Here is a 17045-nt window from a genome sequence, read left to right as displayed (position 1 = left end):
GACATTATATTAATTTTTAGTAAGTATTCTGGCAGGTATCCCTACTGCTGTACAATGGTCTGGAATATCTTTAGTTACTACAGAACCTGCGCCTATAATTACGTTGGTTCCAATACTAACTTTCGGAAGAACAACAGCGTTGGTTCCAATAAATGTTTTATCTCCTATAAAACAGTTTCCGGATATTGAGACATTGGGACAAATTTCAACAAAATCACCTATAGAAACATCATGTCCTATAGAAGATATTTGATTAATAATTACTCCTTTGCCAACTTTAACATCATTAGTAATGACTGTGCTTTGCATAATGTTGCATCCTTCACCAATAACATTTTCATAATGTCCTATAATACTTGTTGTTGCTATCGTGGAAGTAAAAATACCTCCTATTTCTGTAAATTTATTATAAAGCTTTTCCCTAAGAACAGGATTTCCGATGCCAATAGTAAATCTGTTATCAGTATACTTAAAATATTCTACAGCTTCTTCTATTGATTTTAATATTGGAAATTTATCATAAAGCTTACCGGTAACATCATCATTGACATCATCATAAAATGCAAGGTTGTCCAGCTCTGAATTTTGATGACAAACTTCTAATACTTCTTTTGCAAAACCTTTAGCTCCTATTATTAGCATAAATTAATTATTTTGTATTCTTAAAATTAATCTTGAAATTAAATCTACTTCTTCAAACGTCAGATCATAATATAAAGGTAAACAAAGAGATCTTTTTGAAATGTCTTCGGTTATAGGAAGTTCTAGTTTGGAAAGATAAGGTAGTGCTGAAGCTAAGCTAGGATAGAAATATCTTCTGGTAAAGATTTCATTTTTATCCAGTTCCGCTTTTAATTTTAACAACAAGTCCTCACTTTCTAAAATAATGGGATAATAAGCGAAATTTTCATTAGCTTTTTGATGCCAGCGCGGTCTGAAAGCCTTCAATCCCTTCAGTTTTTCATCATAAAGTCTTGTTAATGCTTTTCTTTTTTCGTGTATATCAGAAATATATTTCAGATTGGCTAATCCCATCGCAGCATGAAATTCAGAGTTTTTGCCATTGATTCCTAATTCTGAAAAAGAGTCATATCCTGAAATACCAAAGTTTCTGATAGAGGCAAGTTTTTTAAGTAAATCAGCATTTTGAGTAATTATCAAACCTCCTTCAATAGAATGGTAAAGCTTGGTTGCATGCAATGAACATGTTGAAATGTCACCATATTCAAAAATAGATCTGCCATTTATTTTTACATCAAAAGCATGAGCTGCATCATATATCACTTTTAACTTATGTTTTTTTGCAATAATCTCTATAGCTTCCACATCACAGGGGTTGCCATAAACATGGGTAGCAAGAATTGCCGTTGTTTTTTCTGTAATTGCATCTTCAATTTTTGAAGGGTCTATGCATAAAGAATTAGGATCTATATCTGTAAAAACAGGAGTACAGCCTTCCCATACAATAGTGCTTGTGGTTGCTATGAAGGAAAATGGAGTTGTAATAACTTCTCCTGTAATTTCTAATGCTTTAAGAGCCATTTGTAAAGCTACTGTCCCATTGGTTACAAAAAGCAAATGGTTGAGCTTAAGATGATCTTTAAGCTGCATTTCTAACTGGCTGGCTAAAGGGCCCATATTAGTGAGCCAGTTACGCTTCCAGATGCCATCTAAATATTTTTCATATTCTTCTTGTGGAGGAAGAAAAGGTTGGGTTACACTAATCATATATAAATGTCTAAAATTTTTAATCTTTGATTGAGTTGATTTTCATGAGAATATATTTTCTTACTTTTCGACTGAATATTATTTGACATTAAATGTACAATTTTCTCATTTTTAATCAAACCTTCAATAGAATGGAAAATTGCTTCTGCTTCAGGTTTAATAATAATCATCTCATTATCTGTAAAATGGGAATTTTGCTGAAGCTCATCGGTTAGAATCGGAATGACTCCATTTAAGGCTGCTTCAACAACCGCTCCCAGAGGAAAGCCATCGAAAGATCCATCATTTAAAACAAATGGTCTGTTGGGAGAAATAATTATATCTTGTTCTAAAAAGATTTCAGATAGCTCATCATATTTCTTATAGCCGTAAAAGATAAAATTTTTAGAATATTCACCAAGAGGTATTTCATCCTGATCAAATCCTCCGATAACACTAAATTTCACATTGTAATTATTCTTAAGCAACATCTTGGCTACATCAATAAATATGTCATACCCTTTATCAAGTCCCTGAGCCATATATTTTGCTGAACAAAAACAAATATTCAGTGAATCTTCTTTTTTATAAACCCGTTCTCTTTTTATATCGATTGAATTTTGGGGTATAATTCCTCCAAAAATGTAATGAATTTTATTTTGTGGACAGTCCAATTTTTCAATGATGAAATTTCGTGTGAATTCCTGCGTTACAATCACTCCTTTAAAAAAAGGAGAGGTTAATACCTTCTTTAATTTTTGTAATGAAGACTCATCTTTGGTATTAAAGCCACCGCCAGGGTATAGTGTGAAAATAAAATCCGTTTTATTTTTTTCCAGGTATGGCAAACAATCATATATGACATTCAGAAAAACACAATAGAAAAGTTTTGCATCATAATGTAATATATCTGCTACAGAACCCAATCGGGTCTTGTGATATACTAATTCTGAATTTTTTTCTAACGCTTTTAAGTCTAGTAAATGCTGAGAATCCGGTTGGCCTACTACTTCGTAATCGGTGGGATTAACAATAATTTTAGAATGTTGATAATGACTGAGAAGAGCCAAAAATTCAGCCATTCTAAATCCTGAAAGTGGATTTGGAAATATAGAATCATAAAGAAGAAGATCTACTTTTTCTTTAGACCGGAAAAAATTTTTCACGCGATCAATCATTTTTCCATTCTAGTTTTGGTCGTACAACGCCATTCCATCGTCCCATATAATCGCTTCTGCCTTCCAATACATCTTTTAATTCCAATCTGATTATTTTGTCTAATTCAGTGATAATCGTAAAATTTTCTCCAACAAGTAATACACTGATGTAGTATACCCCGGAATTAAGTAAATCTTTGGGAATTGTACAGTAAGAAGTATGTTTTCCAGCACTGTATTCCGGTCTGTAAATGTTTGGAGATGATAGGACATAGATTTCATCTTCGGTGAAAACAGAAAATGAAATATTCAGTTTTTGACCTGGAACAAAATTGATAAAATCAAACTCCAGAGTGATATCTTCATTAATATTAAATTCATTGGATCCACAGAAGGCTTTAATGGATAGGATTTTAGCTAAGCTATTTCCCGGAGCATCATTTTCTTCCCATTTCATAAATGTATCCCTGTTTAAAGATTCACTATTATAAACCTTAATGGCCTTGTCAATATTTCCATCAAATGCCAACTGTCCGTTTTCTAAAATGATTCCTTTATTACAAAGTTTTTTTACAGCAAGAATGTTGTGGCTTACAAATAAAACAGTTCTTCCTTCTCCTTTCGTAACATCTCCCATTTTTCCAAGACATTTCTTTTGGAAATCAGCATCTCCTACAGCTAAAACTTCATCTACAATTAAAATTTCAGATTCCAAGTGGGCTGCTACTGCAAAAGCGAGACGGACATACATTCCTGAGGAATATCTTTTTACAGGAGTGTCAATATATCGTTCTACCCCGGAAAAGTCTACAATTTCATCAAATTTGCTTTTAATTTCCTTTCGGGTCATTCCTAAAATGGCACCATTTAAAAATACGTTTTCACGTCCTGTCATTTCAGGATGAAATCCCGTACCTACCTCTAGAAGAGAGGCGATCCTCCCATTGGTATATATTTTACCGGTGGTAGGTTTGGTTACTTTACTTAAAAGTTTTAAGAGAGTTGATTTTCCAGCTCCGTTTCTTCCAATGATTCCTACAGCATCTCCCTGTTCAATTTCAAAATTAATATCACGAAGAGACCATACATATTCAGATTCCCCTTTTGTAGTTCTATCATTAGCTTCACCAATTTTCAGATAAGGATCTTCTTTCCCTCTTACTTTGTGCCAAAATCTATTAAGGTCGTGAGATAATGTACCAGTTCCTACCTGCCCCAAGCGATATTGTTTTGATATATTTTCTGCTTTTAAAGCCAGCATATATTAATTGATTTTTGATTAATAAATTGTTAATTGTCATTTTATACTGTGTCCATGAAAGTTTTTTCAACTTTATTGAAAACAACTACTCCAATCAGTAAAAGAATGATGATAATTATTGTGCTGAAACCCAGCATTAATGGTGAAAAGTTACCTACCCCCAGCCATGCGTATTTAAAACATTCGAATATGCCTGTAAGAGGATTATAGAAAGCTAATTTTTTAAAGATCCCCTGTAAAGCTGAGGTAGGATAAATAACAGGAGTAGCATACATATATAAGCTAATTCCAAATCCTAGAAGCATACTGAGATCCTTATATTTCGTCGTAAGTGCTGAAAATATCATTCCGACACCCAGTGCAAAAAAAGCCATCAACACAATAAGAAAAGGGGTTGCCAGAATCCATATGTTAGGATGTACCTTTCCCTGGCTTAGATAATACCCCCATACGAGAAGAAACAGTAAAAACTGTACCGAAAAACGCATGAAGTTTGAAATAATAATTGATAAGGGAGTGACCAATCTAGGGAAATATACCTTTCCAAAAATTGCCGAATTTCCTAAAAATGTACTTGAGGTAGCCAGTAATGATGCTGAAAAATAATTCCAGAGAGTAACACCTGCGAGATAGAATAAAATTGGTGGAGCGCCATCTGTAGGTAGTTTGGCAATAGCACCAAAAACAACCAGATATACGATTGTGGTTAAAATAGGATTAATAAAAAACCAGATCGGTCCTAAAATAGTCTGTTTGAAGCTTGATATAAAATCTCTTTTGACAAACATATAAATCAGATCCTTATACCTCCATACTTCTTTAAGCTGGATATCAAATAAAGAGTGATTGGTTTCAATTGTTTCTGTCCACTTTTGCTGTGGTTCATTCATCTGTGTAAGTTTTTACAAATTTATAATAATTAATTCTTACCGTATTTCTTCGTTTTATGAATAATTGTTCACATAAAAACGAAAATCAACAACTAATATATTGATATTTGTTGTTATAAACAAAAACTATTGGCCATAAAGCCAATAGTGTGTGGGATTTACAAATTGTTTTATTATTTACGGATAAGCTGTTTCAGGTACTCACCATAGCCGCTTTTGCCATATTTAGCCGCTGTTTCCAGTAGCTTTTCTTCATTGATGAATTTATTTCTGAAAGCAATTTCTTCAATACATCCTATCTTGAAGCCTTGTCTTTTTTCGATAACACTTACAAATTCTGAAGCATCATGAAGGGAATCAAAAGTTCCTGTATCCAACCATGCAGTACCTCTGTCCAGTACACCTACTTCAAGGTTTCCCTGGCTTAGATAAACATTGTTTAGATCTGTGATCTCCAGCTCACCTCTTGCAGATGGCTGAATGTTTTTAGCAATGTCTACCACACTGTTGTCATAAAAATATAAACCGGGAACGGCATAGTTTGACTTCGGCTGTAAAGGCTTTTCTTCAATAGATATTGCTTTAAAGTCATCATCAAACTCTACAACACCATATCTTTCCGGGTCTGCTACATGGTATGCGAAAACAACACCTCCTTCAGGGTTGGTTTTGTTTTTTAATAAAGTTCCCATCTCAGAACCGTAGAAAATATTATCACCCAGAACCAATGCTGCGGGATCGTTGCCGATAAACTGCTCACCGAGAATAAAAGCTTGTGCCAGCCCGTCCGGACTTGGCTGTACAACATATTCTATATTACATCCTATCTGGGACCCATCACCTAAAAGCTTGATAAATCCAGGTTGATCGTGAGGAGTAGTAATGATCAATATATCCTTAATTCCTGCTAAAAGAAGCGTGGAAAGAGGGTAGTAGATCATGGGTTTATCGTAAACAGGCATTAGCTGCTTGCTTACCGCAATGGTTAAAGGGTATAGTCTTGTTCCGGATCCTCCGGCTAATATGATTCCTTTCATCTTTTTATTTTTTTATGTTCTCTACTGCATAGTCTGTATGATTTTAAATCACCAGTTCAGGGATTTTCAACCTGTTTTTCTATGCTTTTTATAAAATAGAATCAGACTCTTTTAGATCTTCTTAATAGAATATATAGAAGAGTGGTCTGATTATATTTCATACGTAGTTCCTTTGGTGTATGGATACTAGTTATATTGTTTTTCGTAATATTTTTGGTAATCTCCGCTGGTTATATTTTCAAGCCATTCTTTATTCTCAAGATACCAGTCTATCGTTTTTCCCAGACCTTCTTCAAATGTTACTGAAGGTTTCCATCCCAAATCTTTATTAAGTTTGGTAGCATCAATAGCATAACGTTTGTCATGACCAGGTCTGTCTTTTACAAAAGTGATCAGTTTTTCAGAATGACCTTCAGGCTTTCCTAATTTAGCGTCCATTTGTTTGATAAGTTCTTTTACCAGATCAATATTCTGCCACTCATTGAATCCTCCGATATTATAGGTTTCTCCTGTTTTTGCCTCATTGAATACCTGCTGAATAGCCCTGGCATGATCAATTACAAAGAGCCAGTCTCTTGTATACTTTCCATCACCATATATAGGTAAAGGTCTTTCATTAATGATGTTTGAAATGCATAAAGGAATCAGCTTTTCAGGAAAGTGATTGGGACCATAGTTATTAGAGCAGTTCGACACGATAAAAGGCATTCCATATGTGTTACCATAAGCTCTTACCAGATGGTCAGACGCTGCTTTTGATGCAGAATAGGGAGATTGTGGGTCGTAAGATGTGGTTTCTAAAAAGAATCCTGTTTCTCCCAAGCTACCGTATACTTCATCGGTAGATACATGATAGAATAAGTTTTTTCTTTTTTCATCCGGAAATCTTCCATGGGTATGATCCGGGTTTAAAGTCCAGAATTCCTTACAAAGATTAAGAAGGTTGGCTGTTCCGTTTACATTCGTGTTAATGAAAGCCATCGGGTCTGTAATACTTCTGTCTACATGACTTTCTGCTGCTAAATGTACCACCGCATCAGGATCGTATTTTTCAAAAACCCTTCTTAACTCTTCAGGTTCTGTAATGTCAGCTTTTTCGAAAATATAATTAGGTTCGTTTTCAATATCCTTTAAGTTTTCTAAATTTCCAGCGTAAGTAAGAGCATCAAGATTGATGATCATGCTATCCGGGTTGTTCTTTACAAATTCTCTTACAACATGTGAACCGATAAATCCGGCGCCTCCAGTAATAATTATATTTTTCATTTTGTCTATTTTAAAATTGTTCTTCTTCCTATACTTTTATAGTAAAATCCATTCTGCTCAGGAACTTCTAGCGGATACATATTTCTACCGTCAAAAATAGCTTTATTCTTCATTTTTTTCGACATGAGTTCAAAATTAGGATTTTTAAACTCAGGCCACTCTGTGGAAATGAATAGGGCATCCGCATCTTCCAGAGCATCATACATTCCTTTTGCATATTGTATTTTATCCCCAATAAGTTTCTGTACGTTGCTTTCTGCCACAGTATCATAAGCTATGATTTCAGCTCCTTTTTCCAATAACAGGGCAATATTATCTAAAGAGGAGGCTTCCCGAATGTCATCCGTATTGGCTTTAAAAGCTAACCCCCATATAGCAATTTTCTTGCCTTTAATATTTCCTCCGAAATATTTTTCTATCTCAGAAACCAGAATTACCTTCTGTGTCGTATTTACATTTTCTGTAGCTTCCAAAATCTGGAAGTTGAAATCTTCCTGTTTTCCGGATTTGATAAGTGCCTTTACATCCTTAGGAAAGCAGCTTCCCCCATAGCCGATACCCGGAAACAAAAACCGGTGTCCGATTCTGTCATCGCTTCCCATTCCCAGTCTTACCTTGTCTACATCTGCACCTACTTTTTCACAATAGTTGGCAATTTCATTCATGAAAGTAATTTTTACTGCCAAGAATGAATTAGCGGCATATTTAGTAAGTTCTGATGATTTTTCATCCATGAAGATGATCGGAATCCCAGTATTGGTAAAGGGTTGATAAATTTTAGACATAATGTCCTTAGCTCTTTCGGAGCTTGCTCCTACAACCACTCTTGATGGGTTCATGGAGTCTTCCACGGCAAAACCTTCTCTTAAAAATTCCGGATTTGAAACTACATCAAAAGGAATGTTTGTTTTGGAAGATATGACGCTGCTTACTCTATCAGCAGTTCCTACGGGTACCGTACTTTTGTTGACAATAACTTTGTATTCTGTCATCATCTCACCAATATTATTGGCTACCTGGAGAACATAGGAAAGGTCTGCTGATCCATCCTCACCGGGAGGGGTAGGCAGTGCCAGGTAAATGACCTCACTTTTATCTAAGGCCTCTTTAAGATTGGTAGTGAAAAATAATCTTTCAGATTGGATGTTTCTTAGAAACATTTCTTCAAGGTTCGGCTCATAGATGGGAACTACACCGTTTTTCATACCTTCAACTTTTTTTTCATCAATATCAACACAGTATACTGAATTGCCAAGTTCTGCCAGAGTAGTTCCTGTAACTAACCCTACATAACCTGTTCCTACAATCGTTATATTCAAAATGTTTGGTTTTTAAAATTCAAGACAAAAATAATAAAAATACTTTCATATGCTCGTTTAATTTAATGTAAATAGAATTTGTGCTATTTGCTTGATAATAAGATAATTTTGCTTTTTTAGAAAAAAAGCGTATATTTGCAATGGATTTACGGGAAAAATGAGAAGGCTTCGAAAGAAAGCCTTTTTTCGTACTATAAATCAAGATAAAACAATGTATGGAGTTTAGAAAAAGAATTGAAGAATTATTAAATGAATTCCTTGAGACCAGAAAAGATCTGTTTCTTATTGATCTTAAATTTTCTGCAGGGGATGACATTACAGTGATTTTAGATGGTGACAATGGAGTTTCTTTGCAAGATTGCCTTGATGCAAGCCGTGCGGTGGAATTCAATATGGACCGTGAGGAGCATGATTTTAGCCTTCAGGTGATGTCTGCAGGACTTAGTGAGCCGTTGTCTATCCCAAGACAGTTCAGGAAGAATTTAGGACGAGAGATTGAGGTTATGTTGGAGGACTCTTCTAAAATTGAAGGAGAATTATCTAAAGTAGATGAAGAAAAGATCACCCTTGTTCTACGGTATCGCAAGCCGAAGGATATCGGAAAAGGGAAGGTTGATGTAGAGGAGGAGAAAGAAATTCCTTACTCTGAGATCAAAAAAGCATTGGCAGTAATTAAATTTTAAAAAAGAAAAAAGAATAGATGGATAATATAGCGTTGATTGAATCCTTTGGTGATTTTAAAGACGAAAAAGGGATCAGTAAGATTGATCTTATGGCAATTATTGAAGACTCACTGAAAACACTTTTGAGAAAAAGATTTGATTCAGATGACCATTTTGATGTGATTGTAAACCCTGATAAAGGAGATTTTCAGATATTTTTAAATAAAACAATTGTAGAAGACGAAATGTCTGAAGACGATGATCTGGAGATTGAAATTTCTGAGGCTAAAAAAATAGATCCTACATTTGAAGTAGGAGAAGACTTTACAATGGAAATTCCTGTTGCACAGTTAGGAAGAAGAAATATTCTTACCCTAAAGCAAATTTTGGCTACAAAACTTCAGGAGCATAATAATGCAATGCTGTATGAACAGTTTAGAGATAAAATCGGGGAAATAGTTGTAGGAGAGATTCACCACATCCGTCATAAGCACGTGATTTTGTTGGATGATGAAGAGAATGAATTTATTTTACCGAAAGAAAATCAGATCCCATCCGACTTCTTTAAAAAGGGTGAGAATATCAGAGCTATTGTTGAAACAGTAGACTTTAAAGGTTCTAAACCACAGATTATTATTTCCAGAACTGCACCTAAGTTTCTTGAAAAGTTACTAGAACTGGAAATTCCTGAAATTCAGGACGGAACAATCATCTTGAAAAAGGCCGTTAGAATTCCTGGAGAAAAAGCAAAAATTGCAGTAGATGCTTATGATGACAGAATTGATCCTGTAGGTGCCTGTGTAGGTGTGAAAGGATCTAGAATTCATGGGGTTGTAAGAGAGTTGAGAAATGAAAACATCGATGTTATTCAGTGGTCTAAAAACCCTGAGATTTTGGTGAAGAGAGCTTTAGGAAATGTTACAATTAATAAGATTGAAATCAATGAGGATACTAACTATGCATTGGTATATACTCCGGTTGAGGAAATCTCTAAAGTAATTGGAAAACAAGGTCAAAATATCAGACTGGCTTCTTGGTTGACAGGATATGAGATTGATGTATACAGAGAAGCTAGCGAGGATGACGATGTTGAATTAAGAGAATTCAATGACGATATCGAGCAGTGGATTTTGGATGAATTTAGAAAAGTAGGACTTACAACTGCAAAATCAGTATTGGATAAAGAAACTGAAAGTCTTTTAAATATGGTTGACCTTGAAGAAGAAACAATTGAAGAGGTAAAACGTATTCTGAGAGAGGAATTTGAAGATTAAGATTTAAATAAATTTTAATAAACAGTAAAAAGGAAATACTTTAATTTTAAAAATTAAAAAACAGTAAATAATATAAATGCCAAAAATTAGATTAAATAAAGCGGTTAAGGAATTCAATATTTCGATGTCCAGATTAGTAGAATTTTTACAATCGAGGGGATTTGGAGTTGAAAGCAATCCTAACGCTCAATTAGAAGAAGCGGCATATTCTGCATTGGAAGCTGAGTTTGCCAAGGATGGCGAACAGCGAAAAGCTTCCCATGAGGTGGTGATTACTAAAGTTCCGGAAGAAAAGCTGGAAATTGAAGAAAAGAAAACCCCTGAAGTGATAAGAGCTAAAGCTAATAAACCAGAAACTAAAATTTTAGGTAAAATAGATTTAGAACCTAGTAAACCTGAAGTTGAAGAAACCCCTGCTGCTCCTGTAGTAACACCGGTTGAAGAAAAGAAAGAAGAAATAGTGAAAGAAGAACCGGAAGTGAAAACAGTGCCTGAAAAGCAGGAATTTAAAGTTTTGGATAAGATTGATTTGTCTCAGATAGAATCTAGAAATAGACCTGTGAAAAAAGACAAACCAAAAATGGAGGAGAAAAAAGAAGAAGTAAAACCTGTGGAACCAATAAAAGAAACTCCAAAACCGGTTGTAGAGGAGAAAAAAGTGGAAACTCCTAAAGTTGAGGCTGAACCGGAGTCTCAGGAACCACAAAAGATTGAGACTGTTTATCAGAAGCTTGACGGTCCTAAGATCGTTGGAGAAAAGATAGACTTAACTCAGTTTGCGCCAAAACCAGGTTCTGGAGCAAAAAAGAAAAGAAAAAGAATTGAAAAACCCGGCGGTCCGAATAATAATCAACAAGGCCAAGGGAATAATCAGAATTCTGGAAATAATAACAACCAGGGTGGTCAAAACCAAGGAAACCGTCAGAATAACAACAATGGCGGACAAGGTGGAAACCGTCCTCCAGGTCAGGGAGGTCAAGGAAACCGTCCCCCAGGACAAGGTGGTCAGGGAGGTGGAAACCGTTTTGGAAACAACCAAGGTGGAGGAAACCGTCAGGGTCAAGGTGGTGGCTTCAAGAAAGGAGGCCAAAACAACAGACCTGGTCAAAGAGTTATGCCAGTTGAATTAACTGACGAACAAGTTAAAAACCAGATTAAAGAAACTCTTGAAAAACTTACTAACAAAGGAGGTAAGTCTAAATCTGCTAAACACAGAAAAGATAAGAGAACGTACCGTAGAGAGCAGGATGAGCGTCAGCAAGAGCTTGAAGCACAAGACAGAACTCTTAAGGTAACGGAATTCATTACAGTAGGTGAATTGGCCAGCTTAATGAATGTTTCGCCAACAGAAGTTATTTCTGCTTGTTTCTCATTAGGGGTAATGGTTACCATGAACCAGAGATTGGAAGCTGATACCTTATTATTAGTAGCAGATGAATTTGGTTATAAAATTGAATTCTCTGATGCTGATCTTGAAGAAAGCGAAGGCGAAGATGAAGTTGATAATGAAGAGGATTTAGTGAGCAGAGCTCCAATCGTTACGGTAATGGGACACGTTGACCACGGTAAAACTTCATTACTTGACTACATCAGAAAAACAAATGTAATTGCAGGAGAATCCGGAGGGATTACACAGCATATTGGTGCTTATAATGTGAAATTGGAAAACGGTCAGAGAATTACATTCTTAGATACACCAGGTCACGAAGCATTTACCGCGATGAGAGCAAGAGGTGCTCAGATTACGGATATTGCTATCATTGTAATTGCAGCTGATGATGATGTAATGCCTCAGACAAGAGAAGCTATTTCTCACGCTCAGGCAGCAGGAGTACCAATGATTATCGCATTAAACAAAGTAGATAGACCAAGTGCAAACCCTGATAATATCAGACAACAGCTTTCAGGGATGAATATCCTTGTAGAAGAATGGGGAGGAAATGTTCAGGCGCAGGAAATTTCTGCAAAATTTGGTAACAATATGGATGTTCTATTGGAGAAAGTATTACTTCAGGCAGAAATGCTGGATTTAAAAGCTAATCCGGATAGAAATGCTCAGGGAGTTGTTATCGAAGCTTCATTAGATAAAGGAAGAGGATATGTTGCCACTATGTTGGTACAGACCGGAACTTTAAGAGTTGGAGATTATGTAGTAGCTGGTAAAAACCACGGTAAGGTAAAAGCAATGCTTGATGAGAGAGGAAGAAACCTTACAGAGGCAGGGCCATCTATTCCTGTAACTATTCTAGGATTAGACGGAGCACCAACAGCGGGAGATAAGTTTAAGGTATATGAAGATGAAAGTGAAGCTAAGACTATTGCTAATAAGAGAGAGCAACTTCAGAGAGAACTTTCGATCAGAACGAAGAAGCATACTACACTTGAAGAATTAGGTAGAAGAATTGCTTTAGGAGACTTTAAGGAATTAAATATTATCCTGAAAGGTGACGTGGACGGTTCAGTGGAAGCACTATCTGATCAGTTACAAAGATTATCTACAGGTGAGATTAATGTTAATATCCTTCATAAAGGAGTAGGTCAGATTACAGAATCTGATGTTAACTTGGCTGCCGCGTCAGATGCTATCATTATCGGATTTAACGTAAGAGCTGGTGCAAATGCTAAAGATCTTGCAGATAGAGAAGAAATTGAGATCAGAAACTATTCTGTAATTTATGCAGCGATAGAAGAAGTGAAAGAAGCTATGGAAGGTATGCTTTCTCCTGAAATTAAAGAACAGGTTATCGGTAATGTAGAGATCAGAGAGGTATTTAAAATCTCTAAGGTTGGAACAATTGCAGGTTGTATGGTTCTTTCAGGAAAAGTAGCCAGAAACTCTAAAGTAAGAGTATTAAGAGATGGTATTGTTAAATTTGACGGAGAGCTTGAAAGCTTGAAGCGTTTCAAAGATGACGTGAAGGAAGTAACCAAAGGTTACGAATGTGGTCTGAACCTGAAAGGATATAACGATATTGAAATCGGAGATATTCTTGAAGTTTATGAAGAAGTAGCTGTTAAAAAGAAGCTAAAATAATATCATAAATAGATATATTATAAAACTGCCGTTTCAGAGAAACGGCAGTTTTTTTTGTGCTATTTTGTTTCAAATGAAATCGGTGTAGTTAATTTTATAAACCATAAATTGCTTATTGATTTATTTTTTATTTAATCGATGAGCGTGGATAGATGAAGCGGAATGAGTCGGTTTTATGCTTGTTGAATGGCGTAACTTGCTTTTATAGCTAACCATACGGTGAATTATTAGGTTTCATTATTTTGTATTTATTCCTTTTGTTTTTCTCAGATATTCTTGTTTTTTGTTTTGTTGCTGATGATTGTGGTTTTATGTAATGTATTGGAAACGTGGTGTCAGGAAGGATAATTTGCTATTTTGTAGTCATTTTATCTTCAAAAAAAGCGGTTTTTAATAACAAAATAATTTAGAACCATTATAAATAAAAAAAAATAAACTGTGAATTAATTGTTTAACATGTGATATTTTGAATGTATTTTAATTTTTATATATTTTTTTACGTTAAAAATTATTAAATGTTTATAATTTAAGCTCAATGTTGTGTGAATTGTTAAAAATGTACTATTTTATCAATGTGAAAAATTTGCTAGTGTTAATATTTATTAACATATTTGTTGCTAAAATATATTAAAATTTGTTAATATGAATGTTAAACTATGTGTATTGAGTGTAGGGGCTTTGTTCTTCTTGGGGCAAACTGCTTTTGCACAGACAACAAAAAAAGATACAGCAAAAACTAAAGTAATTGATGAGATTGTTGTAGTTGGGGTACAAAAGAAGAAAAGAGAAGAAATTACCCAAGCTGTTTCGGTAGTGGGCGGTGATGAGCTTACTAGAATGTCAGCTTCAAGTACCGGTATTACAAACATGCTTCAGGGTAAGATGTCAGGTTTGCAGGTGTCTACCAATTCTGGTAAGCCAGGTGAGCCAGGATCTATCAGAATTAGAGGAGCTGTCAATGTTTCTGCTACTATAGGAGCATCAGATCCATTGTTTGTTGTGGATGGTGTTTATATGACTCAACGTCAGTTCAACTCGATTCCGGCTTCAGATATTGAAAGCGTTACGGAGTTGAAAGATGCAGCTTCAACTGCCCAATATGGATCTAGAGCATCGAATGGTGTTATGGTGATTACTACAAAAAGAGGTAAATCAGGAAAACCGGCGATCACTTATGATACAAGATTTGGTTTTGCATATAAGCCAAAAGATGTCAACTTCACAATGATGAATACTGCTCAGAAAATTCAGTTTGAGAATGAGATGTCCGGAGTGGGAGTGAATCCTAATCCAGTTTATACACCTGCAGAAGCTGCGGAATTAATGGCACAGGATCACGACTGGTCAAAAGATATCTTAAGAAACTCTAGCATACAATATCATAATCTATCGGTAAGAGGAGGGAGTGATACTAATTCATACTATGCCTCTTTAGGATATGATACAGATTCTGGTATCTTACAGGAACTTGATGGTTTTAAAAGATATAGTGGTCGATTTAATTTTGACCAAAAGGTTTCTGACAAGATGAAATTAGCATTTGATTTTGGTGTTACTAACGTTAAAACACAGGATCAAAGATATTCTTATAATGCATTAAGTCCATTTTATTCACTTTATACATTGAATTCATATGAACCTATCTATAATTCGAATGGTTCTTTTAATCCGACCACAAACTCTATTAACCCAGTTGACCTTAGAAGAAATGAGGTAACTACAGACTGGAGAACAAGATTGACAGGACAAGTGTCTGGTACCTATGAATTTTTTAAAGGGCTTACATTTAAATCCTCTTTCGGAGGTATCTATGATGTTAGAAAAAATAAATACATAGTTAGAAAAGGTTCCGAGATTGCTAAAGTATATGGTACCCCTGATGGAAGTATTAGAGATACGAGAAGTGATTACTGGAGTTATGTATTTAACAACAGATTGGATTTTACAAAGTCTTTTGGACAGCATAAAATTTCTGCTGTTGCAATGTTTGAATATAATCAGGAGGATTTTGGAAGTTTATCAGGAACGAAAAGAGTAATGTTAGGACCTGATGTTACTGATGTTGGTTCTGCTTCTACTCCATTTGCGGTTACAGGTAACACAACCTCGACAAGATTTGTAAGTTTGTTAGGAATTATTGACTACAACTATGCTGGCAGATATTTATTATCAGGATCTATCCGAAGAGATGGAAATTCAAGACTAGGAACAAATCAAAAATATGGTAACTTCTGGTCTGCTTCAGCAGCATGGAATGTAGCAAAAGAATCTTTCTTTGATGTTCCTTTCTTCAATGATATTAAATTCAGATATAGTATTGGTACAACAGGTAACGTATCTGCTCTTTTAGATTACCAAAACCTTATTTCTGTAGTTTCTGGTGATTATGGTACGGATCCAACCTCTGGTCCTTCTAATTTTGTTGGGAATAACGATCTTAAGTGGGAGAGAAAAGAATCTCAAAACTTAGGGGTGGATGTTGTGATGTGGAACAACAGAATTAAATTAACTGCCGAGGTATTTAAGGATAACAGAAAAGACTTTCTATATGCAATTGGTAATACTCCATTCACAGGAGGTGGGTATTTAATGTCAAGTGTAACCAATGCGGGAAATATTGAAATTAAAGGATTGGAATCTGAGCTAAATGTTGATATCATCAGAAGTAAAGATTTTGACTGGTCTGTGAGAGGAAATATTTCCATGCTTAAATATAATGTAAAGAGTCTGTATGGAAGTAATACTCAGCTTAGTTTAGATGGTACAACATTTATGCGTGTGGGTGACGAACCTACTATATTTAAAATGGTGAAGAGTGCAGGTGTAGATCCTACGAACGGAGATGCATTGTATTACAAACTGGATGGTTCAGTTACCAATGTATACAATTCAAGTGACGCGCAATTCTTGCCAGGTAAATCTACTTTGCCAAGTGCGTATGGTGGTTTTGGAACAACATTCAGATACAAAGGATTTGATTTAAATGCAGATTTCTCTTTCCAGACTGGAGGATATAGCTACAATATTATGGCTCAAAACCTTTCTGACTTCTCTGCGTATAATCAAAACTTAAGCACAGATGCATTTAATTACTGGAAGAAACCGGGAGATACCAATGTATTACCTAAGCCAAATGTTAATGGGCTTCAATCTACAGATGCATTTTTACAGAAAACAGATTTTGTAAGATTGAGATCAGTAGAGATCGGATATACTTTCGATAAGAAATTCTTAGGTGAGTCCCTTCCTGTAAATAGCATCAGAGTATATGGTTCTGGTCAGAACTTAGCGCTTTGGACTAACTATACAGGGGATCCTGAAATTGCTTTAGCTTCTGAAACGCAAGCAAATGGAGCGTTTATTCCAGGGTCTATCAGTTTATACAATTATCCAAATACAAGAACATTCCTAATGGGAGTGCAAGTTAACTTCTAATTC

Annotated in this window: 12 protein-coding genes; 4 read left to right on the top strand and 8 right to left on the bottom strand. The window is 35.2% G+C overall.

Features of this window, described 5'->3' with window-relative positions:
- Positions 1-9 precede the first annotated feature (9 nt).
- The 8 genes from DRF57_RS01740 to DRF57_RS01705 form a co-directional block, all read right to left on the bottom strand.
- A complete protein-coding gene (locus DRF57_RS01740; protein WP_115916604.1) occupies positions 10-642 on the bottom strand; it encodes an acetyltransferase in 633 nt (210 codons plus the stop codon).
- Between the two features lie 3 nt (positions 643-645).
- Entirely contained in the window at positions 646-1728 is a 1083-nt protein-coding gene (locus DRF57_RS01735) for a DegT/DnrJ/EryC1/StrS family aminotransferase (RefSeq protein WP_084086520.1), read from the bottom strand.
- Complete coding sequence (locus DRF57_RS01730) at positions 1725-2873, bottom strand: glycosyltransferase family 4 protein (protein ID WP_157969869.1); 1149 nt, start codon at positions 2871-2873, stop codon at positions 1725-1727. Before DRF57_RS01730 ends, DRF57_RS01735 begins: the two co-directional genes overlap by 4 nt.
- A 4-nt stretch (positions 2874-2877) precedes the next feature.
- Positions 2878-4125 carry an ABC transporter ATP-binding protein gene (locus DRF57_RS01725; RefSeq protein ID WP_115916600.1) on the bottom strand — a complete coding sequence of 416 codons (1248 nt, stop codon included), beginning with the start codon at positions 4123-4125 and terminating at the stop codon, positions 2878-2880.
- Positions 4126-4166: 41 nt separating this feature from the next.
- On the bottom strand, positions 4167-5015 hold the full coding sequence (locus tag DRF57_RS01720) for an ABC transporter permease (protein ID WP_084086523.1): 849 nt from the start codon (positions 5013-5015) through the stop codon (positions 4167-4169).
- Positions 5016-5188: 173 nt separating this feature from the next.
- Complete coding sequence (gene rfbA / locus DRF57_RS01715; RefSeq protein ID WP_047484947.1) at positions 5189-6052, bottom strand: glucose-1-phosphate thymidylyltransferase RfbA; 864 nt, start codon at positions 6050-6052, stop codon at positions 5189-5191.
- 186 nt (positions 6053-6238) lie between these two features.
- Positions 6239-7318: a dTDP-glucose 4,6-dehydratase gene (rfbB, locus tag DRF57_RS01710; protein ID WP_115916598.1), complete on the bottom strand. Its 1080-nt coding sequence runs from the start codon at positions 7316-7318 to the stop codon at positions 6239-6241.
- 5 nt (positions 7319-7323) lie between these two features.
- Positions 7324-8637: a UDP-glucose dehydrogenase family protein gene (locus DRF57_RS01705; RefSeq protein WP_047484951.1), complete on the bottom strand. Its 1314-nt coding sequence runs from the start codon at positions 8635-8637 to the stop codon at positions 7324-7326.
- A gap of 215 nt (positions 8638-8852) precedes the next feature.
- On the opposite strand from DRF57_RS01705, the gene rimP reads away from it, so the two are divergent.
- The 4 genes from rimP to DRF57_RS01685 all read left to right on the top strand — a co-directional run bounded on the left by rimP (position 8853) and on the right by DRF57_RS01685 (position 17042).
- On the top strand, positions 8853-9320 hold the full coding sequence (rimP, locus tag DRF57_RS01700; RefSeq protein WP_047484954.1) for a ribosome assembly cofactor RimP: 468 nt from the start codon (positions 8853-8855) through the stop codon (positions 9318-9320).
- A 17-nt stretch (positions 9321-9337) separates the two neighbouring features.
- The gene (nusA, locus tag DRF57_RS01695; RefSeq protein ID WP_047484955.1) at positions 9338-10573 is read left to right on the top strand and encodes a transcription termination factor NusA; all 1236 of its coding nucleotides are present in this window, start codon (positions 9338-9340) and stop codon (positions 10571-10573) included.
- Positions 10574-10649: 76 nt separating this feature from the next.
- Positions 10650-13607, top strand: a complete 2958-nt coding sequence (gene infB / locus DRF57_RS01690; protein WP_047484957.1) for a translation initiation factor IF-2 — start codon at positions 10650-10652, stop codon at positions 13605-13607.
- A 642-nt stretch (positions 13608-14249) separates the two neighbouring features.
- A complete protein-coding gene (locus DRF57_RS01685) occupies positions 14250-17042 on the top strand; it encodes a SusC/RagA family TonB-linked outer membrane protein (protein WP_115916596.1) in 2793 nt (930 codons plus the stop codon).
- Positions 17043-17045 lie beyond the last annotated feature (3 nt).

The organism is Chryseobacterium rhizosphaerae, from assembly GCF_003385455.1.
In the GTDB taxonomy this organism is placed as follows: Bacteria; Bacteroidota; Bacteroidia; order Flavobacteriales; family Weeksellaceae; genus Chryseobacterium; species Chryseobacterium rhizosphaerae.
The sequence above is the reverse complement of the archived record's forward strand: the minus strand, read 5'-3'. Positions and strand labels throughout refer to the sequence as shown.

Excerpts from the sequence above, each read along its gene's own strand:
- DRF57_RS01740 (WP_115916604.1), bottom strand. The coding sequence starts at position 642 with ATGCTAATAATAGGAGCTAAAGGTTTTGCAAAAGAAGTATTAGAAGTT.
- DRF57_RS01735 (WP_084086520.1), bottom strand. The coding sequence starts at position 1,728 with ATGATTAGTGTAACCCAACCTTTTCTTCCTCCACAAGAAGAATATGAA.
- DRF57_RS01725 (WP_115916600.1), bottom strand. The coding sequence starts at position 4,125 with ATGCTGGCTTTAAAAGCAGAAAATATATCAAAACAATATCGCTTGGGG.
- DRF57_RS01720 (WP_084086523.1), bottom strand. The coding sequence starts at position 5,015 with ATGAATGAACCACAGCAAAAGTGGACAGAAACAATTGAAACCAATCAC.
- rfbA (WP_047484947.1), bottom strand. The coding sequence starts at position 6,052 with ATGAAAGGAATCATATTAGCCGGAGGATCCGGAACAAGACTATACCCT.
- rfbB (WP_115916598.1), bottom strand. The coding sequence starts at position 7,318 with ATGAAAAATATAATTATTACTGGAGGCGCCGGATTTATCGGTTCACAT.
- rimP (WP_047484954.1), top strand. The coding sequence starts at position 8,853 with ATGGAGTTTAGAAAAAGAATTGAAGAATTATTAAATGAATTCCTTGAG.
- nusA (WP_047484955.1), top strand. The coding sequence starts at position 9,338 with ATGGATAATATAGCGTTGATTGAATCCTTTGGTGATTTTAAAGACGAA.
- infB (WP_047484957.1), top strand. The coding sequence starts at position 10,650 with ATGCCAAAAATTAGATTAAATAAAGCGGTTAAGGAATTCAATATTTCG.
- DRF57_RS01685 (WP_115916596.1), top strand. The coding sequence starts at position 14,250 with ATGAATGTTAAACTATGTGTATTGAGTGTAGGGGCTTTGTTCTTCTTG.